We start from the raw sequence: 24,484 nt of genomic DNA, 5'->3' as shown, positions 1-24,484 counted from the left end.
AAAAACAGCGACACCCCGGAAAGAGTGTCGCTGCAGTACGCAAATGCCAAAATCCTATTTCACCCGCGTCCAGGTCTGGGACTTGCCGATCAGGGAAATACCAATGTAGCCTTTAACTTCCATCGTATTGGCGTTGATCATTTTCAGGTAGCAGGAGTAGGTTTTGCCGTCTTCCGGGTTGTAGATGGTGCCGTCATCCCACTTGTTGCTTCCGTCGTACTTAAAGTCCTTCAGGAAGACTAAACCCAGGCGGGGGCGGGACCGAAGCTTGGGGTCCGGGTTCTGCGAATCGGTTTTGGGCTTGCCGTTCGCATCGTTCGGCGCGGTAAGGGACACGATCTTGCCATAGAGCTTATTGCCGTTCTGATAGATTTCGAACGTGGCCTTTTTCTCGGCATTTGTCCAGATGCCCAGGGGAGTCAGCTTCTGGGCCGAAGCCATACCCGTGATGCCCAGGAGCAGGAGCAGGCAGACAAAGAGTGTTTTCTTCATGATGGAATGGTAAGGAATACGATTTCTGGAAAAAGATAAGACAATCTTCGGCGCTACCGCCGGCTTTTCGTGGCGGTGCCCGGGGGCTCAGTTGGCAAGTTTAGGGCCAGATCTGCCTTTGTCCAGACACCCTGCTGCTGAAAAGCGGAAAAGGAAAAATTAAAGCGACTGATCTTCAGGTCGCTGGCCCGGAAATGCTTCAGGAGCCCGGAAAAAAGGCGTTTTTGTTTTGAACCATCCCACCGTATTTTAACTTTACCAACCAGTAGCGAGTGCTACGACCCCGTTCGGGGCGCCCTAAGGTGCTGGGTCGAACGCTCGGGGGTATGTGGAACGTAAAGAAAGGAGGTACAAAATGTCTAGTAGTCCCAACCAAATCCTGCCAAGCCTGTCGAATGTAGTCTGCTTCACCGCCGGACGCGCTTAACAACAGCTTTCGCGCGGAAAACGGCCCTATTTGGCTTTTTCCCGCATTCTGGCAAGGTCTTTCTTGAACGATGATGGGGCTGTACCCCAGACTCATCGCTTGGTAAGATTTGAAGGATTAGATACCCGGTTTGCCGGCCGCCTTTTCGAAGGTTGTGCCCTGGCAGCCGGGTATCGTTTTTTCAGGGCATTCCAAACGTGACGCTACAGCACCCGGCGTACAGCCATAAACCGTCGCTCGTAGTCGGTGCCTTCCACCTTGCTGATCTTTACCCCGGACTCTTTCCGGGCCGAGGAAGAGTGAATAAAGCGAATTGGCTCACCCGGATCGGTAATTACGATGCCGGCGTGCCCGGGCGTGGTAGACGTAGTGGACGTACCCGTAAATACCACAATGTCACCTTTGCGGGCGTGCTCACGGGGTACCGGCCGGCCGGTGTTGATCAGCAGGGCGGTGGAGTGGGGCACGCTGACCCCGAAGCGGTTGTAGACATACATCAGAAAGCCCGAGCAGTCGAAGCCGCCCTCGGGCGTTGTGCCGGCGTAGGTGTACCCGGCGCCAATCTGGCCAATGGCAAACGTAATGAGACTGTCGGCGCGGGGTACCGGGCGGCTCGGCGCCCAGACCGCAACTTTCGGGCGCCTCTTGGCTGGTGGGGAAACGGGCGTCTGGGTTTGCGCTGCCGGAGCCATCGACACCGGGCTGACCGGCGAGCTTTCAACTACCCCGGCAGCTGGCTCGGCCGCCGGGCGCAGACGCTGCCAGCCCAGTAAACCGAGCAGCAGCGTAGCTAGTCCCAGAAAAGCAATCCATACGTAGCGCATACCGGGAGCCGACCGCTGTAATGAAACGGTCTGCTTTTCATAACGGGCAAGCTGGGCAGCAGGTTCCGGCCTATGCTGCGGAGCGGACGGACGCTTGGCTTTTGCACCGTATTTTGCAACCTCCCGGGCATTCCTGCGTCCGGGTAAGTGCTTTCCTTTTTTGTCAACTCATTTCTCTTCATGCCCTCCTCCCGATTTCGCCTAGCCCTGGCCGCCGCGCTGGTCCTGGTGCTCAGCCAGTTTACTTCGGCTAAGGCTGCCAGCAGCCTGCGCTACACCTTATCAATGCCCGCTCCTCAGACGCACTACTTTGAAGTGGAAATGGCCCTGAGCGGCTTCAGCAAGCAGTACACCGACCTGAAGATGCCCGTGTGGGCGCCCGGTTCGTACCTGGTGCGGGAGTTTGCCAAAAACGTCGAAAGCGTAGCGGCCTCCGCGGGCGGCCAGAAGCTGCGGGCCGATAAGATTGACAAGAACACCTGGCGGGTGTACCATCCCAAAGCCAAGGACTTTACGTTCCGCTACCGCGTGTACGCCTTCGAGCTAAGCGTGCGCACCAGCTTTATCGATGCCTCCCACGGTTACCTGAACGGCACCAGCGTGTTTATGTACCCGGCCGAGGGCAAGGCCCTGCCCAGCACCCTGGTGGTGCAGCCGGCCCCGGGCTGGAGCCAGGTGTCCACCAGCCTGCGCCCTGCCGGCGGCACGTTCACCTACCAGAGCAGCAGCTACGACGAGCTGGCAGATTCGCCTATCGAAATCGGAAACCAGAAGGTGCTGAGCTTCGAGGCCAACGGTACGCCCCACACGGTAGCCATGTTCGGCAATGCCCAGTACGACGAGGCCAAGCTGTTGGGCGACATGAAAAAAGTGTGCGAGGAAGCGCACCGGGTGGTAGGCCAGAACCCGCTGGACCGCTACCTGTTCATCGTCCATAACATTGAGCGGGGCACCGGGGGCCTCGAGCACCTGTTCTCTACCACGCTGTCCGTTTCGCGCAATGCGTACAGCACCGAAACGGGCTACGTGAACTTCCTGGGCCTGGTGGCCCACGAGTACTTCCACCTCTGGAATGTGAAGCGCATCCGGCCCATTGCCCTCGGGCCGTTCAACTACGACCAGGAAAACTACACCCACATGCTCTGGCTGAGCGAGGGGGGCACCAGCTACTTCGGCGACGCCATTGTGCAGCGCGCCGGCTTCGTATCGCCGGAGCAGTACCTCGCCAACATGGCCGCCGACATTACCCTTGTCGAGAATACCCCCGGCACCAAGCTGCAGTCAGCCGCCGAGTCGAGCTTTGATGCGTGGATCAAGGGCTACCGGCCCAACGAAAACTCCCCGAACACCGGCATCAGCTACTACAGCATCGGTCAGCTGATTTCGGGCATGCTGGATCTGATGATCATCCATGAAACCAAGGGCGAAAAAAGCCTCGACGACGTGATGCGCTACCTCTACGCGCAGTACTACCAGAAACTCAAGCGCGGCTTCACCGACGAGGAGTTTCAGGACGCGGTAGCCAAAGTGGCGGGCCGCCGCTACGACGACTTCTTCCGCACCCGGGTGTACGGCACCGAAACGCTGGACTACAACACCACGCTGGGCTACGCCGGGCTGCGGCTGGTCAGTGCCCCGACCACGACCGACGCTGTGCTGGGTGCCACTGTGAGCATGACGAGTGGTAAGCCCGTCGTGACGGGCGTGGTGCGCAACGGGAGCGCCTGGCAGGGTGGGCTGAGCGTGAACGACGAAATCCTGGCGGTAAACGGCATCCGCGTCACCGACGACCCCAACAAGTTGCTGACTGGCCGGGCACCGGGCACCTCGGTCCGGCTGCTGGTAAACCGTGACGCGCAGATCCAGGAGCTCTCGTTTCCGCTGCTGGCCGGCACCACCCAGCGCTACCGCATCGAGCAGCTGCCCAGCCCGACTGCCGAACAGCAAAAGGCGCTCAGCAAATGGGTGCGGATGCGCTAGCCACCAGTTCTTTAAAACAAAAAGCCCCTGCCGACCGGCAGGGGCTTTTTGTTGGGCCGTAGCCAGTCTTTTTAACGCTACAGGGGGGCAGGCAGCGCGGCAGCCACGTTTACCCGGCCCCAGCCAAAGGAGGAGCTGCGGGCGTAGCGGTTGCTGCTGACGGCCACGAGGCGGCTTAAAATCTGGGCGCGGGTTTCACTCGGGTAGCGCGACCAAACGAGGGCCGTCATCCCGGCCATGCTCGCGGTGGCAACCGAAGAACCGCCCACCGTGGCCGGGGCGTCGCCGCTCATGGCCAGCGTAAGCGGCCGGCGGTCAACGGCGGTGCGCTGCATCACAACCGTAAACTCGACGTCGGAGCCTACGTGGCACTCGTCGCAGCGGGTCGTTAAGTTGTCCATCATGCCGGTTACGGCAACCGCCTCGGGCAGGGAAGCCGGATAGATAACCCCGGCCCAGCCGGCGGTCCAGTCAAAGGAGGTGCCGGCCGCGCAGTAAATCAGCTTGCCCCGGCCGTAGGCGTAGCGGATGGCGTCGGTTATCTGGGACGAGCTGGTGAGGCGGCCCATGCTCATGCTGATGATGCGCACGTCGGCGCGGTTACCGGCCAGGATATAGGCATCGGCGACGCCCTTCACTTCCCGGCTGCCGTCGATGAATACATCTTCGGCGGCGCGTACGGTTATCAGATTCGCGTTGTAGGCAATACCCACCGAAGCTCCGTCGGTGCCGCGGGGAGCCGCGCAGGCACCGGCCATGCTGGTGCCGTGCCCGCAGCCGTCGTTTGGCGTTTCGACCGGCCCGGTGGGAATGCCCAGAAACGTGGAGCGGGGCAGCGTTACGAGTCGCTCAATGGTCCGGCCTGAGCTCAAACCCTGGTTAAACGCTGAGCCCAGGTTTTCCTGCGCATCGGAGCTGCCCGTGTCGATTATAAGGATTTTCACGCCTTGCCCCGTACTCCGGCTCCAGGCCGTGCGCACGCCGTGGTAGGCGTCGGCCTGGTTCCACGACGACTTGCTGCCGTTGCTCAGCACCGTATAGTCAGCTCCCGCCACGAGGCCGCCGGTGGCAACGTTGCTGCCGCAACCACTGCTGCTGAGCACCGACATGCCTTTGCTGGCCGTGGCGAAGTGAGGCTCGTAGCCCATGGGCTCGGCGTAGCGCACCAGACCCGAGCGGCGCAGGGCCCGAACCGTGCTCAGCTCCCGAACGCGCACATCCAGTACCGGCAGCACGTTTTCCTCATACACGACCAGATCAGCCGCAGTCAGCTCCGGGTGAGCCTTTCTTTCCTCGGCCAGAATCAGGTCCAGCACCTGCTGCCGGGCCTGCTGCCAGGCCGGGTCTTCAGCCGCGTTATCTGGTAGATTCTGACTTTTGGGCCGGCCCAGCCCCACGGGCTGGTAGCCTACCGACAGCACGTAGTCGGAGCGGGTGAGGGCGCTCCACACAACGTGAGCGGAGGCATCATTCCAGTTGAACTGCCCGTCCCGGTGCAGGCCGTTGAGGATCTGCTCGTCAAGTTGGCTGGTGCTGAGCGCCTCGCCGGTTGCTTCCGCGGGGCGGGCGGGAGCCAGCAGGTCGGCCTGCTCCTGGCAGGCGGTTAAGGCCAGGACGGCAAGTGCCGCCCCGAGAGTAGAAATACGCATACACTGTGGGTTTTGGTGGTAGAAGATTGGTTGGCCTAAGGTGGGTATTTAAAACATGATATATAGTACATGATTATGGCTACATGCCTACTATTTTGCTTTGGTCACCGCGTGATTTTCAGGAATTTGGACCAGGATAAGAAACATAAAAGCCCCGGCAGAAAGGCCGGGGCTTCAAATACAGCGGGGAAGGCAGCTACGCCGGAACAAAGGCTACATAACCCGCTTCAGGGCCACATCCCGGACGGGCGTGATGACCAGCGGCACCTTCTCCACCTTCACCGAGCTGGTGTCGAGGCCAAAGTATTTGTCTTCCGAAGCAATAAACTGCTTGATGTAGAAATACGCCTGCATTACCAGCTTTTCCATCACCGGGAAGTCATTTTCCACTGACAGGAATTTCTCCAGCACCACAAAGCGGAAATCGCCCGTAACGTGCTGCTTGCTCAGCGACTCATAGCGGGAGGTGATGTCCACCTCGCGGTTGCGAACCAGGTCTTCGACCACCTTGCGGAAGTAGAGGTTGATGCGCTGCTCTACCCGGAAGCCCAGGCGGAACGTAATCCGGAAAGCATCGTCCGGGGCCAGCTCCACTACTTTGTACTCCATGGTGTAGGGCTCGTCGGTGGTATCGACGTGCACAAACCAGTAGATGTCGGCCCGCTTGGGGCGCTTCTGAAAGATGGAGTAGATGATTTTGGACTCGATTTCGCTGCTGCGCTCGGCCGAGGTCATGAACACCAGGTGCGTGGAGTACTTCGGCACCGACTCGTCGTTGCTAAGCTCCTTGAGGGCATCCATGTAGGGGTCAATCTTGACGAACTCCGTCAGGCGGCGCTTGATGTAGAAGGCCCGCAGCCAGGTGTACATCACCCCGATCAGAATGCCGCCGATCAGTAGGGAAACCCAGCCCCCGTGCGGAAACTTGATCAGGTTGGCAACCAGGAAAGAACCCTCGATCAGACCGTAGAGCAGCGCAAACCCAATGACGACCGGCATGGCGACCCGCTTCGAGCGTAGCCACATCGTAAGCAGCAGCGTGGTCATGAGCATGGTCAGGGTGATGGCCAGCCCGTAGGCGGCTTCCATGTTCGACGACTCCCGGAAGTAGAGCACGACGCCGATGCAGCCCAGCAGCAGCAGGCGGTTCATGCTGGGCACGTACAGCTGACCCTTTACGTCGGTGGGGTAGTTCAGCTTTACCTTGGGCCACATATTCAGGCGGATGGCTTCCGCAACCAGCGTAAAAGAGCCCGTAATCAGGGCCTGGGAGGCAATGATGGCGGCAATGGTCGCAATGCCGATGCCGATGAGCAGAAACCAGGAAGGCATCAGCTCATAGAACGGGTTGCGGCCGTTAAGCTGCTCTCCCTGGTGGGCCAGCAGCCAGGCACCCTGACCAAAGTAGTTGAGCACCAGACACGCCTTGACGAAGATCCAGCTGATGCGGATATTCCCCTTGCCGCAGTGGCCCAGGTCGGAGTACAGGGCTTCGGCCCCGGTGGTGCACAAAAAAACCGCCCCCAGCAGCCAGAAGCCGCCCGGGTATTCCACCAGCAGCTGGTAGGCATAGTAGGGGTTCACCGCCTTCAGGATGGCCGGGTTCTGAATAATCCAGTTGGTGCCCAGTACGCCCAGCATGCTGAACCACAGCAACATGATGGGGCCGAAAGCCTTGCCTACAATCTGGGTGCCGAAGCTCTGCAGAAAGAACAGCGCCGCAATGATGGCAATGACGATGTAGACAATGGTGTCCTGACTCAGGTGGGGGTAGACCTGCTTCAGCCCTTCAATTGCGGAGGAAACGGAAATGGGTGGGGTGATAACCCCGTCGGCCAGCAGGGCCGCGCCACCAATAATGGCCGGGATGGTCAGCCAGGTGGCCCGGCGGCGCACCAGGGCAAACAGGGAAAAAATGCCGCCCTCGCCGTTGTTGTCGGCATTCAGGGTAAGCAGCACGTACTTGATGGTGGTCTGCAGCGTCAGGGTCCAGAGCACGCAGGAAATGCCGCCGTACACGAGCAGGGGCTTTATTTCCTCCGGAACAATGGCTTTCATCACGTACAGGGGAGACGTACCGATGTCGCCGTAGATGATGCCGAGGGCGATGAGCAGGCCGGCAGTCGAAATGGCGGTGTGCCGATGTTTGGCGTCCATAAAAGGAAGAGAAGGCAGCCTTACCGGAACAGGTAAAGCCCGGCAAATGTAAGGCCTGGGCTGAACAGTACGGACGCGGAATGCTTATTCGGGCAGGGTGGTCGGGGGTTCCGGGGGCGGGAGCAGAGCGGCGGCAGCCTGGGCGGCGGCTTCGTCGTGGCAGAGGCGGATGCGGCGGTTGACTTCGGCGGCCAGGTGCTGCCAGGGCGCGGCTTCGCCGGGCAGGGCCACGTGGGCGGCTTCGCGGCCCAGCAGGTGCAGGCGCAGGCGGTTAGTGCCCCGCTGCCCGTAGGCCAGCAGCAGAGCGGCGGCAGCAAACCCCAGCATGGCCGGAATCGTGCGCAGCCAGTTTTGCAGAAAGGCCAGGGCAAACCCGGCCAGCGTAACGCCACCGAGCAGAAACCACAGCAGCCACCGCACCGGCGTCAGCTCCACGCTTTCCAGCTCCAGCAGGGCGTAGGTGCGCCCGTTCACCGTGAGGCTGCGGTCCGTGAGCACAAGGCGGCCATCCTCGCTGCGGAGCGTGGGCAGCGGGGCCCGAACCGGCTCGGGAGCCGGGGGCACAGGGAACTCAGTGTTCATGGAGGCAGCCGGAGCAGCCGGGGCCGCACCCGCCGACGAGGTGCGCACCCACTGGGGAGCGGCAACCCGGACGGCGGGTGGGGCAGGCATTCAGTTGTTTACTTTCAGCAGCTCTACGTCGAAGATGAGGGCTGAGTCGGGACCGATGTCGCGGCCCGCGCCTCGCTTGCCGTAGGCCAGCTCCGAGGGAATGTACAGGCGCCACTTCGAGCCTTCGGGCATCAGCTGCAGGGCCTCCGTCCAGCCGGCAATAACGCCGTTGACGGGAAACGTAGCCGGCTGGCCGCGCTGGTAGGAGGAGTCGAACACCGTCCCGTTGGTAAGCGTGCCGTGGTAGTGGGTGGTTACCGAGCTGGTCAGCTTGGGCTTGGGGCCGGTGCCTTCGCTCAGCACTTCGTACTGCAGGCCGCTGGGCAGGGTAGTCACGCCGGCCTTGTTCTTGTTTTCGGCCAGGAAGTCTTCCCCGGCCTGCTTGTTGTTGCTCATATCGTCTGCGTTTTGGGTTTCGTCATCCTGGTCACCCATCTGGGCCTGCAGCTGCTCCATGGCGCTGCGCATCTGGTCCTGGGTAAGCCGGCTGGGCTGGCCGGCCAGGGCTTCCTTCAGGCTTTCGGCCAGCACGTCAATGTCGAGGCTGAGGCCCTGCTGGGCAAAGTTGCGGGCCAGGTCGCGGCCAATGATGTAGCTGATCTGCTCTTTAAGGCTTTCCAGGTTCATGGTGGTAAGGGGTTGGTGGAACAGCAAAGCAGCCCGGCGAGCTGCTTCCCGGCTCAAGTACCGAAAACCGCCCCGAATGGATGTTGTTTTTTTCGACCGCGCCCCCTAACGCTTTGATTTTGACGCCTGATTCTTTCGGGAGCGGCCACGAAAAAGCCCTGCCGGCTGGCAGGGCTTTCGGTCAAACCCAGGTTCCGGGTCAGGTTAGCAGTAGTAGCAGCTTTCTTCGTCGCGTAGGTCGAAGCGCAGATCGAGGTCGGCAAGCTGGGCGGTCAGGTAGCCCAACGAGCCCAGGCCACCCAGGAACAGGAGGGACGAGAAGGCAGTGGTCTTTTTCATGGCAATCTATGTATGTGCTGGTAGGTCAGGTTCTTGCGTGCAAAGATAATACGATAAACGTTAAAAATTGTTATGCAAGCATCATTTATTTTGTCACGAAACCGACTTTGAGCGGCATGGCTGGCCGTAGGCGGATCGGCCCAACAAGAGCCTAATCAGGCAGCTCAAGCCTTTAGAAAATCCGCCGCTCGGCAGCGGTGCGCTACTTTGGCGGGAATATCCGGCTTAGAAAATTCAGGGTGTACTGCAGGGTCGGCTCAAACCAGGGGTTGAACAGCACGAAGGGGTGCGGCGCCTCCGGGAACCGCTGCACCTCGCTGTAAATACCCAGGGCCGTGAGCTGTCGGATCATATCGTCGCGGCCGGCGTGCATCCGGTCCACTCCGCTGTTGATGAACAGGATGGGCGGGGTCTGGGCCGACACGCGGTTGAGGGCGCCGGCCTGGTGCCAGAGCTCGGGCTTTTCGGTTTTAGAGGCTCCCAGCCAGTAGGTGGCTGCCGAAGGGCCTTTGCGGTCATCGCCCTCGCCCGATTCAGGGTGGATAAAGGCCAGGGTGCCGTCGGCGTCGATAATGGCCTGTACACTGCTGGAGCGGGTGGGGTAGCAGCCCCCGGCGTCGAAGAGCTGGTCCCCGTTCGTGGTGCCAATCAGGGAAGCCAGCTGCCCGCCCGCCGAAAAGCCCCACACCGCTACCCGGGTCGTGTCGATGGGGTACTTGCGGGAGCTGGCGCGCAGCCAGCGGATGGCGGTTTTCAGGTCCTGAACCGCGGCCGGGTACTTGGCTTCGGTGGAAAGGCGGTACTCGGCGGTAACGGCCACGTAGCCTTTGGCGGCCAGCTGCTGGGCCAGGGGTACGTGCTGGCTTCGGTCGCCGGACCGCCAGCCCCCGCCGTGAATCACCAGCACCGCCGGAAACCGCTGTTTGCGCCTGGCTTTCGGATAGAACACGTCGAGCTTCAGCTCCCGCCCGCCGGGCAGGGTGCAGTAGGTCACGTTCATCCGGGGGCGGACGTTGGCCGGCACCGCAGGCCGGGCAATGGTAATGGCCGGGAACTGCTTTTTAGCCTTTACATAGGCGCTGTGCACGGTGAAGGACGTGTCGCGCGGGGCGGGCAGCTGCTGAGCCAGGGCCGGGCCGGCCAGGAGCAGCAGCAAACCACAAAGCAGGCGGGCGCCGGCAAAACCGGCAAACGAGAAGAGGCTGTTCACAGTGGATTGGGTTTTCCGGGCTCAGGGCCGTCGACAAGTTGGCAAAGTTTCCTGGGAGTACGGCATCAGCACTGGTTCATGCCACGGCCCACGGCCTGCCGCTCCGGGTCGGGAAGGTCAGGGCCCGGCCAGGGCTGTTGGCTGGCTGGACAGAGAGGCGAGTAGAGGATGTGCGTAGTTGAGAAAAGTAGGCTGGTCCGGAAAGTACTTTTACCGGGTCCGGAAAGCCTCGCTGAATCAAAGCGGCCGGGCTACTGAACTTCCGACACCTCCACCCGGCGGTTGCGGGCATCGGGTGAGGGATAGAGCGGGCGGGTGTCGCCGTAGCCGATGGTGCTGATGCGCTCCGCCGCAATACCGGCCTTGACAAGGTAGGCCTTTACCGCCCCGGCCCGCTGCTCCGATAAGGCCAGGTTTTTCTGCGGTTCCCCGATGCGGTCGGTGTGCCCGGCCACGCGTAACCTTAGCGAGGGGCGGGCCCTGAGTTCGGCTGCCAGCTGGTCGAGAGCCGGGTAGGCTTCGGGCAGCAGCTCCGCCGTGCTCACCTTAAAGAGCACCGTCGGCAGTACCACCGGCTTGGCGCTGAGGGCCGGGGCCGGCGCCGGGCGGACAGGAGTCTGCGGGGCGGGCCGGGTCGGAGCTGGTACGGGTACCGGCCGGGCTGCCATGACCGGGGCGCCAACCTGAATGGTGATGGGCACCACGGCGCTTTCGCGGGTGGGGTAGAAGTTCTGGACGAGGTAGAAAGTGGTGGCTTTGCTTAGCCTGGTCCGAAACTCGTTGCCGCTCGCCACGGGGTTCTTCAGCTCCGGATCCGAATACCAGCGCACGCTCCGACCCGAGACGCGGATGGTGGTTTCCGCTCCCGCCGGCACGCGGGCCGCCGACTTCAGCTTGATGCGGAACAGGGTGAAGTTGCCGTAGTCGCAGTTGTCGACCGGGTCGTAGATGGCGCGGCCGGTAAGCATTTCCTCACTGGCATTGTAGGTAAACTGAATGGCGCCGTCGCACCAGTAGGAGCCGGGCGTAGCCCCGGTTTCGGCAAGCTTGCGCACATGCTCCAGGCGGAAGCCCCCGGGGGTGGCGGCGCCCCGCACCTGAAACGTAACCGTGACGCCCGGCCGGCCGGTAGCTTCCTGGTACAGCACCCCGAACAGGCTTTCGCCTTTGCCGTTCTGTACCCGCAGCAGCGCCGGCCAGGTGATGCCCGGTTCATTGGGGTCGGTTTCCACGCCCTGCCATACTCCGGCCAGGGACTGCGTCTGGGCCTGCACCGGTTCCGCCAGCAGCAGATAAACCAGGCCCAGCCATAGCATGCGTTTCATGTCGCGTTGTAAGCTTGAGGTGATAAAGCAGCGGAAGTTCAGCAGTCTGCCGCAGTCAGCCAAACGCGGGCTGCAGGGCGCTTATTTCAGGTTGGGTATGCAAAAGGCTCAGTCATCCTGCCGGGCCCGGTTTTGAATGCGCTTTTCCCACCGCTTGCGCTTGGGAGCAATATAGCCGCGCAGGTACTTCTCCATCACCATTACGGCGCAGGGCGCGGCGGCGGTGGCCCCAAACCCCGCATTCTCGATGTATACCGCCACTGCTATCCGGGGCTTGTCGGCCGGGGCAAAGCCTACAAAGGCCGCGTGGTCGTCGCCCTCGTCGTTTTCCACCGTGCCGGTTTTGCCGGCTACCGTAATGCCCACGTCGGCCAGGCTGGAGGCGTCGGCGGTGCCGCCCCGCTGCAGCACGGCCACCATGCCGGGCACCAGGGCGGCGAAGTGGACGCTGTCGATAAGAGTACGGTGCTTTTTGGTGAAGCGGGGCAGCGGGCCGTTTTCCCCGACGCCGCGCACCAGGTGGGGCACGTAGTACCAGCCGCGGTTGGCAATGATGGCGGCCATGTTGGCCATCTGCAGGCCGGTAAGGTTGATTTCGCCCTGGCCGATGCTGAGCGAGTAGATAGACCGGTACGTCCAGCCCCGGGTGCGGCGGGCCTTGTCGTAATAGGCCGGGGTAGGCAGAAAGCCGGGGGCTTCGCGCGGCATATCGGCGCCCAGCACCGAGTCCAGCCCAAACGAGCGGGCGTAGCGCCGCCACTGGGCCAGATTGGCGTGGCGGGCGGCTACGGTATCCTGCGCCAGGGAGTCCGGCACGCAGTCGATCAGGCTTTGCATCACCTGGTAGAAGTAGGGGTTGCAGCTGTACTTCAGGCCCACCGTCAGGCTCAGGGGCCGGGGGTGATGGTGCACGCAGCTGACCAGCGACTGGTCGCAGCGGAAAGAAGTACCGGGCGTAATGGCCCGCATCTGCAGGGCAATGGCGGCATTCACCAGCTTAAACACCGAGCCCGGCGGGTTGGCCAGAGTGGCGGGCCGGTTGATCAGGGGCATGTCTTCGTGCTCTAGCAGCTCGGCGCGGACTCCGGCCTGGTCGGGGGCGGTAATGGCCGCGGCCTTGTACACGGGCGCCGACACGAAGGCCAGGATTTCGCCGGTGCGCGGGTCCAGGGCCACGAGGTAGCCCTTGCGCCCGCCCAGCAGCTTTTCGGCGTAGGCCTGAAGCTTCACGTCGATGGTCAGGTGCAGGTCCTGGCCCTGCTGGAAGGCGGTGTCCTTTGCCCAGCTGCCGTGCTGCTTGCCCTGCGCGTCGACGAGGGGGTGCAGGTAGCCCCGGTGCCCGTTGAGCAGGCCGTTGTAGTAGGTTTCGACCCCGCCGTTGCGCAGGCGGTAGAAGCGGCCCCGCCGGTAGCGCCGGGCCTGGCGCAGGAAGGGCTGGGCCTCGGCGGCTACGTAGCCCAGCACCGGAGCGCCCGCGCCGGAAGTGTACACGCGACGCTGCCGCTCGGTGAGCGTCAGCAGGGGCCAGGCGGCGCTGTCTTTCCGCACCCGCCGCACTTCGGCCGCCGTGAGGAGCAGCTGAACCGGGTAGCCGGGTCGGGCGTCGGGATAGGGCAGGGCGTCGGCAATGCGCTTACGAACTGTGGTGGAGTCCCAGCCCAGCAGCAAGCCGAGGGCCAGCGTATCAAGCGGGGGGCGGCGCGGCAGCCCGAGCAGGAACTGCGGGCGGGTAGCGACCAGCACCGAGTCGTTGCGGTCGAGAATGCGGCCCCGGTACAGGGTGTCGGCTACCACGACGCGGCGGGCGGAGTAGCGCACGCGCACATCCTGGTCCGCAGCAGGTCCGCCGCCCGGCTGATCCGGTGACGAGCAGGCGGCCAGTGCTGCCAGCAGAACCAGCAGACCATTTTTCCACCTGTTGAAAGCCGTGCGCATGAAGTAAAGCTAGGCATTTGCCGGTCGGCGGACTGAAGCAGCCCACTGAGCCGGGCTTATTGCCCGGGCACCCGCCCAGACTTTACGAAATGCCGGGCCTCCGCGGATTCTGCCAGGTCACCGATAGACAGCTTCTCACGCTGGGCTTGCCAGTCGATCAGCTTGCGCAACGGTCCGTTGGCTAAACCTGGGTTGGGTCGATCAGGCGGCGGTGGTAGTTGATCTGCCCCAGGTGATAGGCCAGGTGGCAGGCGAGGTGAACCAGCATGTACTCGGTAGAGGTCTTGTGCTCGAATACTAGCAAAGGATACTCTCCGGCCAGCACGTCGGGGCGAAGCGCGCGCAGGGCCTCATCCACGATGTCGCGGGTTTCGGCCAGCTTTGCCAGCAGCTCCTGCCGGTCAACATTCTTCTGCGAGAACTCCAGCTCCCGGTGCCGGGTGTAGGCCACGCCGCCCAGCTCGGCCCCGATATAGGTTTTCAGGTTTCCGATCAGGTGAAGTATCAGATTGCCGGCGGAGTTGGCAATATCCTTTTCAACCTGCCAGATGGCGGTTTCATTGCGGTAAAGCAGCAGCTCATTGGCGACACGGTCCAGGTCGCGGCGGAAAAGCAGGCGTAGAGTTTCGGTGAGCATAGCAGCGGGTACGAGTAGCTTGATAGGCAATGCAAACGTAGCGCTTAGCTTATATACCCCGGTTGTACCTGGTGATTTCCCGCAGTGGCGCTGCATTTCGGCATCGAGCTGCTCGTTGGCCGGCCCGCTATAGCGCAGCCAGTGTGGCGGCTTCGAATTCATATGCCTGGGCCTGTGCCTCCAGCAAGTGCCAGCGCGTCACCTCTTCCCCGGTAAGGGGGCGGGCCCGTCGGTGCAGCCAGCCAGTAAGCCAGGCCGCGCGCTCGACCTCGTCGGGGTCGGCCGTACCCGGGGAAATGGCGTGGGCAGCCAGCAGGGTTGGCAATGCCTGCTGCCAGCGCCGGGCGTGGTGAGCCCGGCGGGCCAGGGGAGCGACCTGGGCACGTAGCCTGGCGGCCCGCTGCAGGCACACGCGACGGCGGAAGTCGAGCGCGCTGGCGTCGGGGGCGGGGCAGCCCGGCGGCAGGGTAGTGGGTAGGGGCTCGTCGAGCAGGGTGATGGGCTCGGGCAGCTGCCGGGCCAGGGGCAGCATAGCTTCGCCGACCGGGAGCGTAAGGCTGCGCCGGCGGGTTTCAATGCTGCGAACCAGGGCCGGGCTTACATCCAGATAAAGGGCCAGCTGCTCCTGGCGCAGGCCAAACCAGCTTCGGATACGGGCCAGGATGTTTTGCTCACTAACAAGGGAACGGGTCATAGAGGATAAGCATAGTGTACAACAAGATTGAAAATATAGAAAACAGTGGTACAAGCCTCGTTTAAAATTTGTACAACCCTTTTCCATCTTTTATTAATCGTTGTACATAAGGCGCTGATGAGAGTAGGTTGATTTGCAAGGTGCTCTCCGCCGGCGGCAACGGCAGGAGCGCAGGTCATTTGCTGCCAGCTTACTTTGCGGAAGTCAGCGGGTGGGTAGCGCACGTTTGATTTCAGGCGCTGAAACTGCTGCGTAGCTTTACAAGCGTGGAAAAGAACCTAGTGCCTGGCTTAAGCACGTCCGCAATAACCCGCTTCCCGGAAGTAGTCCGGCACTATCTGGACGACCTGGTGCGGGCCAGTCAGACGGGTAGGTTCCCACTGGTAAGCCTCGTAGTGTTCGGCAGCGCGGTCAGGGGAGGCTTCGCGGCCGGGTCCGACGTGGACCTGCTGCTGGTGCTGGCCGACGGCAGCCCGCGGGCGGTAGGGGCCGGGCTTCAGGAACTGGTCCAACAGCTGGAAATCACCCATGGCTTTCGACCTCCGGCCGACGCTGGGACCGGGCCGCTGGATAAATTCCTGCACCAGGCCGGGGGCAATGGCCTTTCCTGCTTTGTGTGTACCCGCAGCGACCTGCTGTCCGGCGACGTGACGCGGATCCTGGGCCTGCGCGGGCCCGCCGCCGTGCTCGTTGACCGAATCGTGCTGCCCAGCATCCTAGCGCCGGCCGTCACCGCCTGGGGCGAAGAGCTGCTCGACCAGGTACAGTTGCCGCCCATCCGCCGGGTAGACGTGCTGAAAGCCTGCTTCAACTTTGCCAGCCTGCTGCTGCTCACGGCGGCTGCATATCCCCTTATAAACCAGTCCACTAAACATGCCATGGGCGCCCTGAAGCGGGCGGTGCACAGCTGCTATTTCTGCTACCAGGGCAAAGGAACAGCGCTGGACGAGGAGGTTGCTTTTTTCCTGGACCGTCTGGGCAACCAGCGTACCCTCACGGAACTGGTGGATTTGCGCAGCAGCTACCGGGAATCGTTCGGGTTTGTGCTGTGCAGCCTGCCTACGCTTCTGCAGTTGCACTGGCGAACGGCTTGGGATAATGATTTTCCGCGCAAGGTCATGTGAAGCTAAGCAGGTTCTGGCTGGCGCGAGTTTAGGAGGCCAATGGAGATTATAGATTACGGAGCGCTTGTTCGATAAATGCTTTAGGGTTCATTAGAAAGCGCACGGCACTGGACTTTTCCAAAGAAGGCATGACATCAGCAGGGCTTGGTTTCATTAGCTTGCCCTGGTTGTCCATCACCAGCATTTCTTCCGCGCTACATATCCGCAGCATCGCTGATAAGAATGTCCCGGCTTTCTCTGCGTTTCGTAAATCGGTTCGAAATTGAAATTCCTTTATGCTGTAATTTTTTGAATGGGTGTGAATAGAGCAATCATTATCTTCTTTATCGTCCTCATCACCTTTCCAGCTGAAATTGTGTTCACTCCCCCAATCAGCTCGAGGAAGTAGCTGATCTATTTTATCCACAACAGGTGCGGCGGGTATATTTAATTCCTGCCACCACTTGACGGTATACGCGTCCCTGGAATCCACTGCGGCTTTGTCGTATTCTTCCCAATACCTTTTCCACCCATCATGATCAATGAAGAGCTGTTGGGGAACTTTATTAAACATTCTCAGTATACCCGCTGTGGGTATTACGGTTAATGTGTATTGCCAAACAGCCATAAGTAGGAAAATGAGGTGCATCTATTCAACTCTATAACCAGCTAATCTCGAGTCGAGACAGTCGAAACTATAGAATGGCTTCCCATTATGGACAGCTGGTACATGTGAGTTTTCGGTAGTGTCAATTGCACGCTCAGTCCATACACCAAATATTTTATCGGGAATGATGTGAGGCTCACAATTATAGATAAACAAAACTCCACTACGATTATTGTCTTCTATCTCTGCCCAGCAATACTGTTCAAATCCTTCCTCAGAGAAACTGCCAGTGGTTTTTACCGTGGCATGAATTGCTGAGTCATATAGTATATATTTACTATCAAAAACGATCGAACACTTTTTTATTCTAAAAAACTCTCTAGCAAACTGACTTGCAAGAAAAAAATCCCCTTTCTCAATGATAATATTCTCTTTGTGGCGTTCAGATGCTGCAATAGACCAATTAAAAGATCCTGTAATCGTTGTGTTTAAGTCAATTACACAAAATTTATTATGCATTATAGACTGGTTGTTGTTTTCATAAAGGAATAATTTGCCGCCATGGGATAGAAATTGGTTGAATTTTGATTTTACCTTTGAAAACTGGTTGTCGCCATTTACAATTAGCTCAACTTGAACCCCAGATTTTAGTCGTTCAATCAGAGTGGATATAAGATCATAGTCAGTTATCCATGCAACTGCTGCATAAATAATAAACTCTGAGTTTTTAATTTCTTGAATAAGAACTTCTTTAATTCCGTCAAAGTAAGTTTTCATCTCAGGATTTTGGCCAAAAGGGAACGGGTGCCACCTCAACAAGATAGCACCCGTTTCAGATTAAAATCAGCAGGTAGGTTACATATTCCGCCGGTACTGCCCGCCGACCTCAAACAGCGCGTTCGTAATCTGACCGAGTGAGCAGTACTTCACGGTTTCCATTAGCTCCTCGAACAGGTTGCCGTTCTGCACGGCTACTTCCTGGAGGCGCTTCAGGCGCTGCTCGGTGTTGCCCTCGTTGCGGGCGTGGAGCAGGTTGAGCATCGTAATCTGGTACTGCTTTTCGTCCTCAGTGGCCCGGATAACCTCGGCGGGCTGCACCGTGGGCGAGCCTTTCGAGGACAGGAAGGTGTTTACGCCGATGATGGGCAGCTCCCCGGTGTGCTTCTGCATCTCGTAGTGCATGCTTTCCTCCTGGATCTTGCCGCGCTGGTACATGGTTTCCATGGCGCCCAGTACGCCGCCCCGCTCGGTGATGCGGTCAAACTCCAGCAGCACGGCTTCTTCCACCAGGTCGGTCAGCTCCTCGATGATAAACGAGCCCTGCAGCGGGTTCTCGTTCTTCGCCAAACCCAGCTCCCGGTTGATGATGAGCTGGATGGCCATGGCCCGGCGCACCGATTCCTCCGTGGGCGTCGTGATGGCCTCGTCGTAGGCGTTGGTGTGCAGGGAGTTGCAGTTGTCGTAGATAGCGTAGAGGGCCTGCAGGGTGGTGCGGATATCGTTGAAGTCGATTTCCTGGGCGTGCAGACTCCGGCCGCTGGTCTGGATGTGGTACTTCAACATCTGCGACCGGGCATTGGCGCCGTACTTCAGCTTCATGGCCTTGGCCCAGATCCGACGAGCCACGCGGCCAATGACGGCATACTCGGGGTCGGTGCCATTCGAGAAGAAGAACGACAGGTTGGGCGCAAACTCGTTCACGTCCATACCCCGGCTCACGTAGTACTCCACGAAGGTGAAGCCGTTGGAGAGCGTCAGGGCCAGCTGGGTGATGGGGTTGGCACCAGCCTCGGCAATGTGGTAGCCGGAAATCGACACCGAGTAGAAGTTGCGGACCTTCTCCTTGATAAAGTATTCCTGCACGTCGCCCATCAGGCGCAGCGCAAACTCGGTGGAGAAGATGCAGGTGTTTTGAGCTTGGTCTTCCTTGAGGATGTCGGCCTGCACGGTGCCGCGCACCTGGCTGAGCGTGCGGGCCTTAATGGTGGCGTACACGTCGGCGGGCAGTACCTGGTCACCGGTCGCGCCGAGCAGCAGCAACCCCAGGCCGTCGTTGCCCTCGGGCAGCTCGCCCTGGTAGCGGGGGCGGGGCTGACCCAGCTCCCGGTAGATAGTGTCAATCTTCTCGTTTACCTCGGCTTCCAGCCCGTTTTCGCTGATGTACAGCTCGCACTGCTGGTCGATGGCGGCGTTCATGAAGAAGGCAGCCAGCTGGGCGGCCGGGCCGTTGATGGTCATCGACACCGAGGTGGTGGGGTTGGCCAGGTTGAAGCCCGAGTACAGCTTCTTGGCGTCGTCGAGGCAGGCGATGCTCACGCCGGCGTTGCCGATCTTGCCGTAAATGTCGGGCCGGTGGTCGGGGTCCTCGCCGTAGAGCGTTACCGAGTCGAAGGCCGTGCTCAGGCGCTTCGCGGGCAGTCCGGCCGACACGTAGTGGAAGCGGCGGTTGGTGCGCTCGGGGCCGCCTTCGCCGGCAAACATACGGGTGGGGTCTTCGCCCTCGCGCTTGAAGGGAAATACGCCGGCGGTGTAGGGAAACTCACCGGGCACGTTTTCCTGCAGCATCCACTTCAGCAGGTCGCCCCAGGCCGAGTAGCGCGGGGTCGACACCTTCGGAATCTGGAGGCGGGACAGGCTCTCGGTATGTGTTTTCAGGCGCAGCTCTTTGTCGCGCACCTTAAATACAAACTCAGGGGCTTTGTAGGCGGCTACCTTTTGCGGCCAGGTCTCCAGGAGCTTCCAGTTCTGACCGTCGAGGCGGAGTTTGATTTCCTGGAATGTGCTCTCCAGGCCGGCCACGAGTGCTCCTGCTCCGGGTCCGTTTTCGCTGCTCCCGCTACCGGGGTTATTTCCTCCGGCGCCGAGGCTACGAACGGCGACAAGACTTTGCTGGAGTCCGAAGAGCTGCTGAGCCACTTCGGCCTGTTTTTCCACCCACTGATCATACTGACGAATTGTTTCGGTGATTTCGGAAAGATACCGCGTGCGGTGCGGGGGAATGATGTACACTTTTTCGCTCGCCTCGGCCGAGGTTTCGAGGTGAGACACGAGCGTGACGCCGGTTTTGGCTTCTACGGTGCGCAGCACGGCCCGGTACAGGCGGTTCATGCCCGGGTCGTTGAACTGGGAGGCGATAGTGCCGAACACGGGCATCTCGTCGAGCTGGGTATCCCAGAGCTGGTGGTTGCGCTGGTACTGCTTGCGCACGTCGCGCAGCGCGTCGAGGGCGCCGCGCTTGTCGAACTTGTTCAGGGCAATGACGTCGGCGAAGTCGAGCATGTCGATCTTCTCCAGCTGGGTGGCCGCCCCGTACTCGGGCGTCATCACGTACAGGCTGGCGTCGGAGTGCTCGATGATTTCGGTGTCGGACTGCCCGATGCCGGAAGTTTCGAGGATGATCAGGTCGAAGTCGGCGGCCCGCACCACGTCCACGGCGTCCTGCACGTACTTGCTCAGGGCGAGGTTGCTCTGGCGGGTGGCGAGGCTGCGCATGTACACGCGCGGGTTGTTGATGGCATTCATCCGGATCCGGTCGCCCAGCAAGGCGCCGCCCGTCTTCCGCTTGCTCGGGTCGACGGAGATGATGGCAATGGTCTTGTCGGGGAAGTCCAGCAGGAAGCGCCGCACCAGCTCATCTACCAGGCTCGACTTGCCCGCCCCGCCGGTGCCGGTGATGCCGAGGATGGGGGCTTTCTTAGTTGTCAGTTGTTGGTTGTCAGTTGTCAGGTCGTTCTGATTGCCTTTTGTACCGGCAACTGACAACTGATAACTGTCAACCAATAACTGCCTTACCCGCTCAAACTCTTCGGGGAAGTTTTCGGCGGCGGAAATCAGGCGGCCCAGGGAGCGGGCGTCCTTTTCCTTGACGTGGCTGGCCTCGCCATTGAGGTTCTGGCCGGTGGGAAAGTCGGCCTGCTGGAGCAGGTCGTTGATCATGCCCTGCAGGCCCATGGCGCGGCCGTCGTCGGGCGAGTAGATGCGGGTAATGCCGTAGGCCTGCAGCTCCGCAATTTCGGAGGGCAGAATCACGCCGCCCCCGCCGCCGAACAGCTTGATGTGGCCCGCGCCCCGCTCGTGGAGCAGGTCGTGCATGTACTTGAAGAACTCGTTGTGCCCGCCCTGGTAGGAGGTAATGGCAATGGCCTGGGCGTCTTCCTGAATGGCGCAGTCCACGATTTCCTGAACCGAGCGGTTGTGGCCCAGGTGAATTACTTCGGCGCCGCTGGCCTGGATGATGCGGCGCATGATGTTGATGGCCGCGTCGTGGCCGTCGAACAGAGCGGCGGCCGTCACGATACGAACGTGGTTGGTCGGTTTGTAGGGAGCTACGGGAGCTGGGTGCATGGCAGCGAAGAGCAGGTGGGAAATGGGAAGGCGAAGGTAAGCAAAAAGCCCCGGCAGGGGAGGCGCGGGGCTTTTGAGGGAATCTACAGCCCGAGTTGGTCAGGGGTACATGGATACAATACGACGTGTGATTTCATCCCGCACTTGCTGATTGATTTCCTTCAGTGGGTATTTCCTCAGCGCCACGTTCAGGGAGTCAAGGGTTTGTTCTTTGCTGAACGCGAAAGGAACTACCGCGGCCGTGTGCTTGCCATTAATAACCAGAATTGGCCCCCGGTGCGAATAGTTGTCGAAGTGCCACAGCCCATGATACTGGTGGTCGACAGCTATTGGCCAGTAGTCGTAATGCTTAAGCAGACCCGGGTTGCCCCGGTATTCAACGGGAAGCCCGGCATTCACGGCCCTCCGCAGGACGGCAAGTTTAGCCGCATTAGGGTGAAAGCGCCGCATGCGTTGCTCATCAGTCAATACTGTTATGCCGACCGGTTTTATAGCCTTACAACTGAACAGAAAAAATACAAACACCAGAGTGGCGAGGAAGGGCTTCACACAGCAGAGTTGGTTACCGCAGCTCCCGCAGCTCCAGCCGGAACCCGGGTAGCACGTCCTCACCCGACAGGGCGATGTCGAACCCATGCACAACTTCCGGCTCGGACTGACCGGGACGGTAGATATAGGCGGTTTCGGTTTCGGGTACCAGCAGCCAGGCCAGCTGGGCGCCATTGCGGAGCCAGTCGAGCATTTTAGCTTGCAAAGTCTTGGGCGAGTCCGAAGAGGACTTAAGCTCCACCACAAACTCCGGGCACACCGGGGCAAACTTATCCTGCTGTTCTGGGGTCAGGGCATTCCACTTGGCGGCCGAAACCCAGGATGCATCCGGGGAAAGCACCGCGCCGTCGGGCAGAGTGAAGCCGCTGTTAGAGTCGAATATCTCACCTAAGTCCTGGTGCTGAGTCCACCAGATATAGAGCTGCCCGTTGAGGCGGGCGTTGCGTTTGCCGGAGCGGCTGCCGGTAGGTGACATAATCAGGATTTCATGCTGGGCGCTGCGTTCAATGCGTAATTCCGGGTGCTGCTGGCAGAACTCGAAAAACTGGTCGTCCGACATGCCTGCCAGGACCGGGCCGCGGAGTGTGATAATGTCTTCGGTGAGGATGGGGCGCATAAAGACCGGGTAAGAATAGCTTCAAGATACGCAAAAACGAAACAGCCGGGCCGCCCGAAAGCAGCCCGGCTGGAAACGCGAAGTCGGGACAGATTACTTAGCAGCCTTCTTCTCTAAAGCGTGCAGCAGCTCGTCGGCGGCCTTCTCGATGTCGCCGTAGCCCTGCTGGGCGGCCCGCTCCTTGGCGGCAATGAGTCCGTCGCGGTGCACGGTCTTGAAGTCGCCGTACGGAAACCGGTAGCGGCCCTTCGTATCCTCGCCCTTGCCGGGGTCTTCACCAAGGTGCCACCGGGCGTACTCGGCCATGTCGTGCTTGTCGAGGTAGTTGTTTTCCTCGGCTGAATCAGGGTTATGCTCGCCCCAGTGGCCCTCGTCGTTTTTAATCTTGCCGTCCCGGATCAGCTCTTTGGCAAAGGTGACGGCGGCGGAATTCAGCTTGATGCTCATAGCAGGTGCAGGTTAGGTTGGAACCCGGGCGAACCCCCGATTCGCCCTGCTGCAGCGTACGGCCAGGCGGCTGCTTGGTTTGAGCCCGGGCCTCCTCCGAGCTCAGCTAAAGGAGATGCCGTGCCCCAGCACGATTCGCCAGCCGATAAGCGCGGCAGCGGTGAGCAGCGCCAGGCCCAGGGCCAGCTGCGTCTTTTTGGGCTGCTCTATGATTGGCTCCATCAGCTCGTTGGCACAGCCCAGCGCCATCGGGCCCAGCAGCAGCAGCAGGGTCACGAACGTCAGGCGCTCGTTGATGGTCAGGTCGGGCCACTTAAGCAGGGCCAGTACCGCGCTGCCCGCCAGCCAGGGCACAAAGATGTTCCACCAGATCAGCTTGCCCCGGTTCTCGAAGCGCATCAGGGTGATAGAGTCATGGCTTTGCAGGAAGGCAATGGCCGCAAAATAGCCCATCACAATCTCGAGCACCCCCGCCAGGATGGCCAGCACGACACTGGGGAGGTGGCCCATCCGGAACAGGTAGCTGGGCACAAACCAAAAGCCGGACTGGGTGAGCGTGCCGGCCATTACATTGCCCAGCAGCTGGTTGCAGGCGTGTAAGGCCACCCAGAGCACAAACAGCTTAAACAAGCCGCGCTGCAGCCGGGCCCATTTCCAGAAGGCCACCGTTGCCGCCAGCATCAGGCCCAGGCAGGCCAGCGGACCGGCCCCGTACACGGATAGCACGGCCTCGTACCACCACTGCTTGTTGGCGATAAGAAACTCGATCCGGCTCAGGTGCCACACGCCGGGAATGTGCAGCTGGTCGGCCACGACTACCGTTGCGAGCTGGTACGCACCGTTAGCCACCAGATAAGCCAGCACAAACAGAATTGTGCTGTTCAGGGCCGTAATCCGGATTTTGGCCGCTTCCGGGCGGGCGTCGGGGGAAGAATCCTGTTGCAAGAAGACGGAGATAGGAGGATGGCACCATGGGTAAGCCCGTTGGCGGAGCCCGCGCTTAGCGAAACGCCACCCCGGGGCTGAGCACGAGGCGCCAGGCGATGAGGACCACCACCGCCACCACGGCCACGCCCAGGGCCAGCTGCGTTTTCTGGGGCTGAACGACGGTCGTGCTGAATATCTCCGTGGTGGAGGCAATAGCCATCGGGCCCAGCAGCAGGCTGAGGGTGGCATACGTCAGCAGTTCGTGCATCGTGATATCAGGCCATTTGAGCAGGGTCAGCACAGCGCTGCTGACCAGCCAGGGCACCACGATGTTGAAGACAATAAGCTTGCTCCGGTTGTCGAAGCGCATGAGCGTCTTGGAGTCGTGGCATTGCAGAAAGCCGATGGCAGCGAAATAGCCCAGGGCAATGGCCAGTATGCCGCTCAGCAGGGAGAGCAGCACGCTCGGTGTATTGCCCAGCAGCAGGATATACGTGGGAATGTAGTAGAAGCCCGACTGCGTGAGCGTTCCGGCAATGGTACCGCCCAGCACGAGGTTGCAGGCGTGCACCGACACCCAGAACAGAAACAGCTTAAAGAGGCCCCGCTGCTGCCGCTGCCGCTTCCAGAACCAGAGCGCGGCCGCAATGGAGACGACCGTGCAGGCCAGCGGACCGGCTCCGAAAACGGCCAGCACGGCTTCGCGCCACCATTGCTGATCGGTAATCAAAAACTCCACCCGGCTCAGGTGCAGGACGCCGGGAATATCCAGGTCAGCCGCTGTGTAGACCGTGGCAAGCTGAAACACGCCGTGTACCAGCAGATAGGCCAGCAGAAAGAGCAAGGTGCTGTTGACGGCCGTGATGACGGTTTTTTCGGATGTTGACTTGGTAGCGGAGGACAGGTTCAGTTCCACAAATTGA

General features: G+C 60.6%; 22 protein-coding genes. 2 read left to right on the top strand and 20 right to left on the bottom strand.

Going from position 1 to position 24,484, the window contains the following annotated elements; all coding sequences use genetic code 11:
- Positions 1 to 54: 54 nt before the first annotated feature.
- Together LJY25_RS00830 and LJY25_RS00825 are read right to left on the bottom strand one after the other, a co-directional pair.
- Complete coding sequence (locus LJY25_RS00830) at positions 55 to 492, bottom strand: DUF2147 domain-containing protein (protein ID WP_227606320.1); 438 nt, start codon at positions 490 to 492, stop codon at positions 55 to 57.
- 630 nt (positions 493 to 1,122) lie between these two features.
- A complete protein-coding gene (locus LJY25_RS00825; RefSeq protein ID WP_227606319.1) occupies positions 1,123 to 1,743 on the bottom strand; it encodes a C40 family peptidase in 621 nt (206 codons plus the stop codon).
- 180 nt (positions 1,744 to 1,923) lie between these two features.
- Between LJY25_RS00825 and LJY25_RS00820 the strand changes: the two genes are divergently transcribed.
- A complete protein-coding gene (locus LJY25_RS00820) occupies positions 1,924 to 3,723 on the top strand; it encodes a M61 family metallopeptidase (RefSeq protein ID WP_227606318.1) in 1,800 nt (599 codons plus the stop codon).
- A 77-nt stretch (positions 3,724 to 3,800) separates the two neighbouring features.
- Here the strand turns inward: LJY25_RS00820 and LJY25_RS00815 are convergent, their stop codons facing one another.
- The 10 genes from LJY25_RS00815 to LJY25_RS00775 all read right to left on the bottom strand — a co-directional run bounded on the left by LJY25_RS00815 (position 3,801) and on the right by LJY25_RS00775 (position 14,968).
- Positions 3,801 to 5,372 carry a S8 family peptidase gene (locus LJY25_RS00815; RefSeq protein WP_227606317.1) on the bottom strand — a complete coding sequence of 524 codons (1,572 nt, stop codon included), beginning with the start codon at positions 5,370 to 5,372 and terminating at the stop codon, positions 3,801 to 3,803.
- A gap of 213 nt (positions 5,373 to 5,585) precedes the next feature.
- Positions 5,586 to 7,529: a KUP/HAK/KT family potassium transporter gene (locus tag LJY25_RS00810; RefSeq protein ID WP_227606316.1), complete on the bottom strand. Its 1,944-nt coding sequence runs from the start codon at positions 7,527 to 7,529 to the stop codon at positions 5,586 to 5,588.
- A gap of 84 nt (positions 7,530 to 7,613) precedes the next feature.
- The gene (locus tag LJY25_RS00805; RefSeq protein WP_227606315.1) at positions 7,614 to 8,201 is read right to left on the bottom strand and encodes a hypothetical protein; all 588 of its coding nucleotides are present in this window, start codon (positions 8,199 to 8,201) and stop codon (positions 7,614 to 7,616) included.
- Positions 8,202 to 8,855: an FKBP-type peptidyl-prolyl cis-trans isomerase gene (locus LJY25_RS00800; RefSeq protein ID WP_227606314.1), complete on the bottom strand. Its 654-nt coding sequence runs from the start codon at positions 8,853 to 8,855 to the stop codon at positions 8,202 to 8,204.
- A gap of 177 nt (positions 8,856 to 9,032) precedes the next feature.
- Entirely contained in the window at positions 9,033 to 9,167 is a 135-nt protein-coding gene (locus LJY25_RS21180; protein WP_262908590.1) for a hypothetical protein, read from the bottom strand.
- Between the two features lie 202 nt (positions 9,168 to 9,369).
- The gene (locus LJY25_RS00795) at positions 9,370 to 10,377 is read right to left on the bottom strand and encodes an alpha/beta hydrolase fold domain-containing protein (protein WP_227606313.1); all 1,008 of its coding nucleotides are present in this window, start codon (positions 10,375 to 10,377) and stop codon (positions 9,370 to 9,372) included.
- Between the two features lie 251 nt (positions 10,378 to 10,628).
- Complete coding sequence (locus LJY25_RS00790; protein ID WP_227606312.1) at positions 10,629 to 11,702, bottom strand: OmpA family protein; 1,074 nt, start codon at positions 11,700 to 11,702, stop codon at positions 10,629 to 10,631.
- A 108-nt stretch (positions 11,703 to 11,810) separates the two neighbouring features.
- The gene (locus LJY25_RS00785) at positions 11,811 to 13,637 is read right to left on the bottom strand and encodes a peptidoglycan D,D-transpeptidase FtsI family protein (protein ID WP_227606311.1); all 1,827 of its coding nucleotides are present in this window, start codon (positions 13,635 to 13,637) and stop codon (positions 11,811 to 11,813) included.
- 181 nt (positions 13,638 to 13,818) lie between these two features.
- Complete coding sequence (locus LJY25_RS00780; protein ID WP_227606310.1) at positions 13,819 to 14,274, bottom strand: DUF1572 family protein; 456 nt, start codon at positions 14,272 to 14,274, stop codon at positions 13,819 to 13,821.
- A gap of 127 nt (positions 14,275 to 14,401) precedes the next feature.
- The gene (locus LJY25_RS00775; RefSeq protein ID WP_227606309.1) at positions 14,402 to 14,968 is read right to left on the bottom strand and encodes a helix-turn-helix domain-containing protein; all 567 of its coding nucleotides are present in this window, start codon (positions 14,966 to 14,968) and stop codon (positions 14,402 to 14,404) included.
- A gap of 266 nt (positions 14,969 to 15,234) precedes the next feature.
- On the opposite strand from LJY25_RS00775, the gene LJY25_RS00770 reads away from it, so the two are divergent.
- The gene (locus tag LJY25_RS00770; protein ID WP_227606308.1) at positions 15,235 to 16,092 is read left to right on the top strand and encodes a nucleotidyltransferase domain-containing protein; all 858 of its coding nucleotides are present in this window, start codon (positions 15,235 to 15,237) and stop codon (positions 16,090 to 16,092) included.
- A 46-nt stretch (positions 16,093 to 16,138) separates the two neighbouring features.
- Here the strand turns inward: LJY25_RS00770 and LJY25_RS00765 are convergent, their stop codons facing one another.
- From LJY25_RS00765 to LJY25_RS00730, 8 genes are all read right to left on the bottom strand, one after another.
- Complete coding sequence (locus tag LJY25_RS00765; protein ID WP_227606307.1) at positions 16,139 to 16,645, bottom strand: hypothetical protein; 507 nt, start codon at positions 16,643 to 16,645, stop codon at positions 16,139 to 16,141.
- Between the two features lie 75 nt (positions 16,646 to 16,720).
- A complete protein-coding gene (locus LJY25_RS00760; protein WP_227606306.1) occupies positions 16,721 to 17,455 on the bottom strand; it encodes a phospholipase D-like domain-containing protein in 735 nt (244 codons plus the stop codon).
- 78 nt (positions 17,456 to 17,533) lie between these two features.
- Complete coding sequence (locus LJY25_RS00755) at positions 17,534 to 21,022, bottom strand: methylmalonyl-CoA mutase family protein (RefSeq protein WP_227606305.1); 3,489 nt, start codon at positions 21,020 to 21,022, stop codon at positions 17,534 to 17,536.
- A gap of 99 nt (positions 21,023 to 21,121) precedes the next feature.
- Positions 21,122 to 21,571, bottom strand: coding sequence for a hypothetical protein (locus LJY25_RS00750; protein WP_227606304.1), 450 nt, complete (start codon positions 21,569 to 21,571; stop codon positions 21,122 to 21,124).
- A 13-nt stretch (positions 21,572 to 21,584) separates the two neighbouring features.
- Positions 21,585 to 22,187 carry a Uma2 family endonuclease gene (locus LJY25_RS00745; RefSeq protein ID WP_227606303.1) on the bottom strand — a complete coding sequence of 201 codons (603 nt, stop codon included), beginning with the start codon at positions 22,185 to 22,187 and terminating at the stop codon, positions 21,585 to 21,587.
- A gap of 93 nt (positions 22,188 to 22,280) precedes the next feature.
- On the bottom strand, positions 22,281 to 22,634 hold the full coding sequence (locus LJY25_RS00740) for a hypothetical protein (protein WP_227606302.1): 354 nt from the start codon (positions 22,632 to 22,634) through the stop codon (positions 22,281 to 22,283).
- Positions 22,635 to 22,736: 102 nt separating this feature from the next.
- A complete protein-coding gene (locus LJY25_RS00735; RefSeq protein ID WP_227606301.1) occupies positions 22,737 to 23,579 on the bottom strand; it encodes a hypothetical protein in 843 nt (280 codons plus the stop codon).
- A gap of 55 nt (positions 23,580 to 23,634) precedes the next feature.
- On the bottom strand, positions 23,635 to 24,477 hold the full coding sequence (locus LJY25_RS00730; RefSeq protein ID WP_227606300.1) for a hypothetical protein: 843 nt from the start codon (positions 24,475 to 24,477) through the stop codon (positions 23,635 to 23,637).
- Between the last annotated feature and the right edge of the window lie 7 nt (positions 24,478 to 24,484).

The sequence above is a fragment of the Hymenobacter translucens genome (genome assembly GCF_020685205.1).
In the GTDB taxonomy this organism is placed as follows: domain Bacteria; phylum Bacteroidota; class Bacteroidia; order Cytophagales; family Hymenobacteraceae; genus Hymenobacter; species Hymenobacter translucens.
This window is presented reverse-complemented; position numbering and strand designations above follow the sequence as displayed.

What these genes read in the sequence shown, in the direction of transcription:
- LJY25_RS00830 (WP_227606320.1), bottom strand. Translation starts at nt 492, where the DNA reads ATGAAGAAAACACTCTTTGTCTGCCTGCTCCTGCTCCTGGGCATCACG.
- LJY25_RS00825 (WP_227606319.1), bottom strand. Translation starts at nt 1,743, where the DNA reads ATGCGCTACGTATGGATTGCTTTTCTGGGACTAGCTACGCTGCTGCTC.
- LJY25_RS00820 (WP_227606318.1), top strand. Translation starts at nt 1,924, where the DNA reads ATGCCCTCCTCCCGATTTCGCCTAGCCCTGGCCGCCGCGCTGGTCCTG.
- LJY25_RS00815 (WP_227606317.1), bottom strand. Translation starts at nt 5,372, where the DNA reads ATGCGTATTTCTACTCTCGGGGCGGCACTTGCCGTCCTGGCCTTAACC.
- LJY25_RS00810 (WP_227606316.1), bottom strand. Translation starts at nt 7,529, where the DNA reads ATGGACGCCAAACATCGGCACACCGCCATTTCGACTGCCGGCCTGCTC.
- LJY25_RS00805 (WP_227606315.1), bottom strand. Translation starts at nt 8,201, where the DNA reads ATGCCTGCCCCACCCGCCGTCCGGGTTGCCGCTCCCCAGTGGGTGCGC.
- LJY25_RS21180 (WP_262908590.1), bottom strand. Translation starts at nt 9,167, where the DNA reads ATGAAAAAGACCACTGCCTTCTCGTCCCTCCTGTTCCTGGGTGGCCTG.
- LJY25_RS00790 (WP_227606312.1), bottom strand. Translation starts at nt 11,702, where the DNA reads ATGAAACGCATGCTATGGCTGGGCCTGGTTTATCTGCTGCTGGCGGAA.
- LJY25_RS00785 (WP_227606311.1), bottom strand. Translation starts at nt 13,637, where the DNA reads ATGCGCACGGCTTTCAACAGGTGGAAAAATGGTCTGCTGGTTCTGCTG.
- LJY25_RS00780 (WP_227606310.1), bottom strand. Translation starts at nt 14,274, where the DNA reads ATGCTCACCGAAACTCTACGCCTGCTTTTCCGCCGCGACCTGGACCGT.
- LJY25_RS00775 (WP_227606309.1), bottom strand. Translation starts at nt 14,968, where the DNA reads ATGACCCGTTCCCTTGTTAGTGAGCAAAACATCCTGGCCCGTATCCGA.
- LJY25_RS00765 (WP_227606307.1), bottom strand. Translation starts at nt 16,645, where the DNA reads ATGTTTAATAAAGTTCCCCAACAGCTCTTCATTGATCATGATGGGTGG.
- LJY25_RS00760 (WP_227606306.1), bottom strand. Translation starts at nt 17,455, where the DNA reads ATGAAAACTTACTTTGACGGAATTAAAGAAGTTCTTATTCAAGAAATT.
- LJY25_RS00755 (WP_227606305.1), bottom strand. Translation starts at nt 21,022, where the DNA reads ATGCACCCAGCTCCCGTAGCTCCCTACAAACCGACCAACCACGTTCGT.
- LJY25_RS00745 (WP_227606303.1), bottom strand. Translation starts at nt 22,187, where the DNA reads ATGCGCCCCATCCTCACCGAAGACATTATCACACTCCGCGGCCCGGTC.
- LJY25_RS00740 (WP_227606302.1), bottom strand. Translation starts at nt 22,634, where the DNA reads ATGAGCATCAAGCTGAATTCCGCCGCCGTCACCTTTGCCAAAGAGCTG.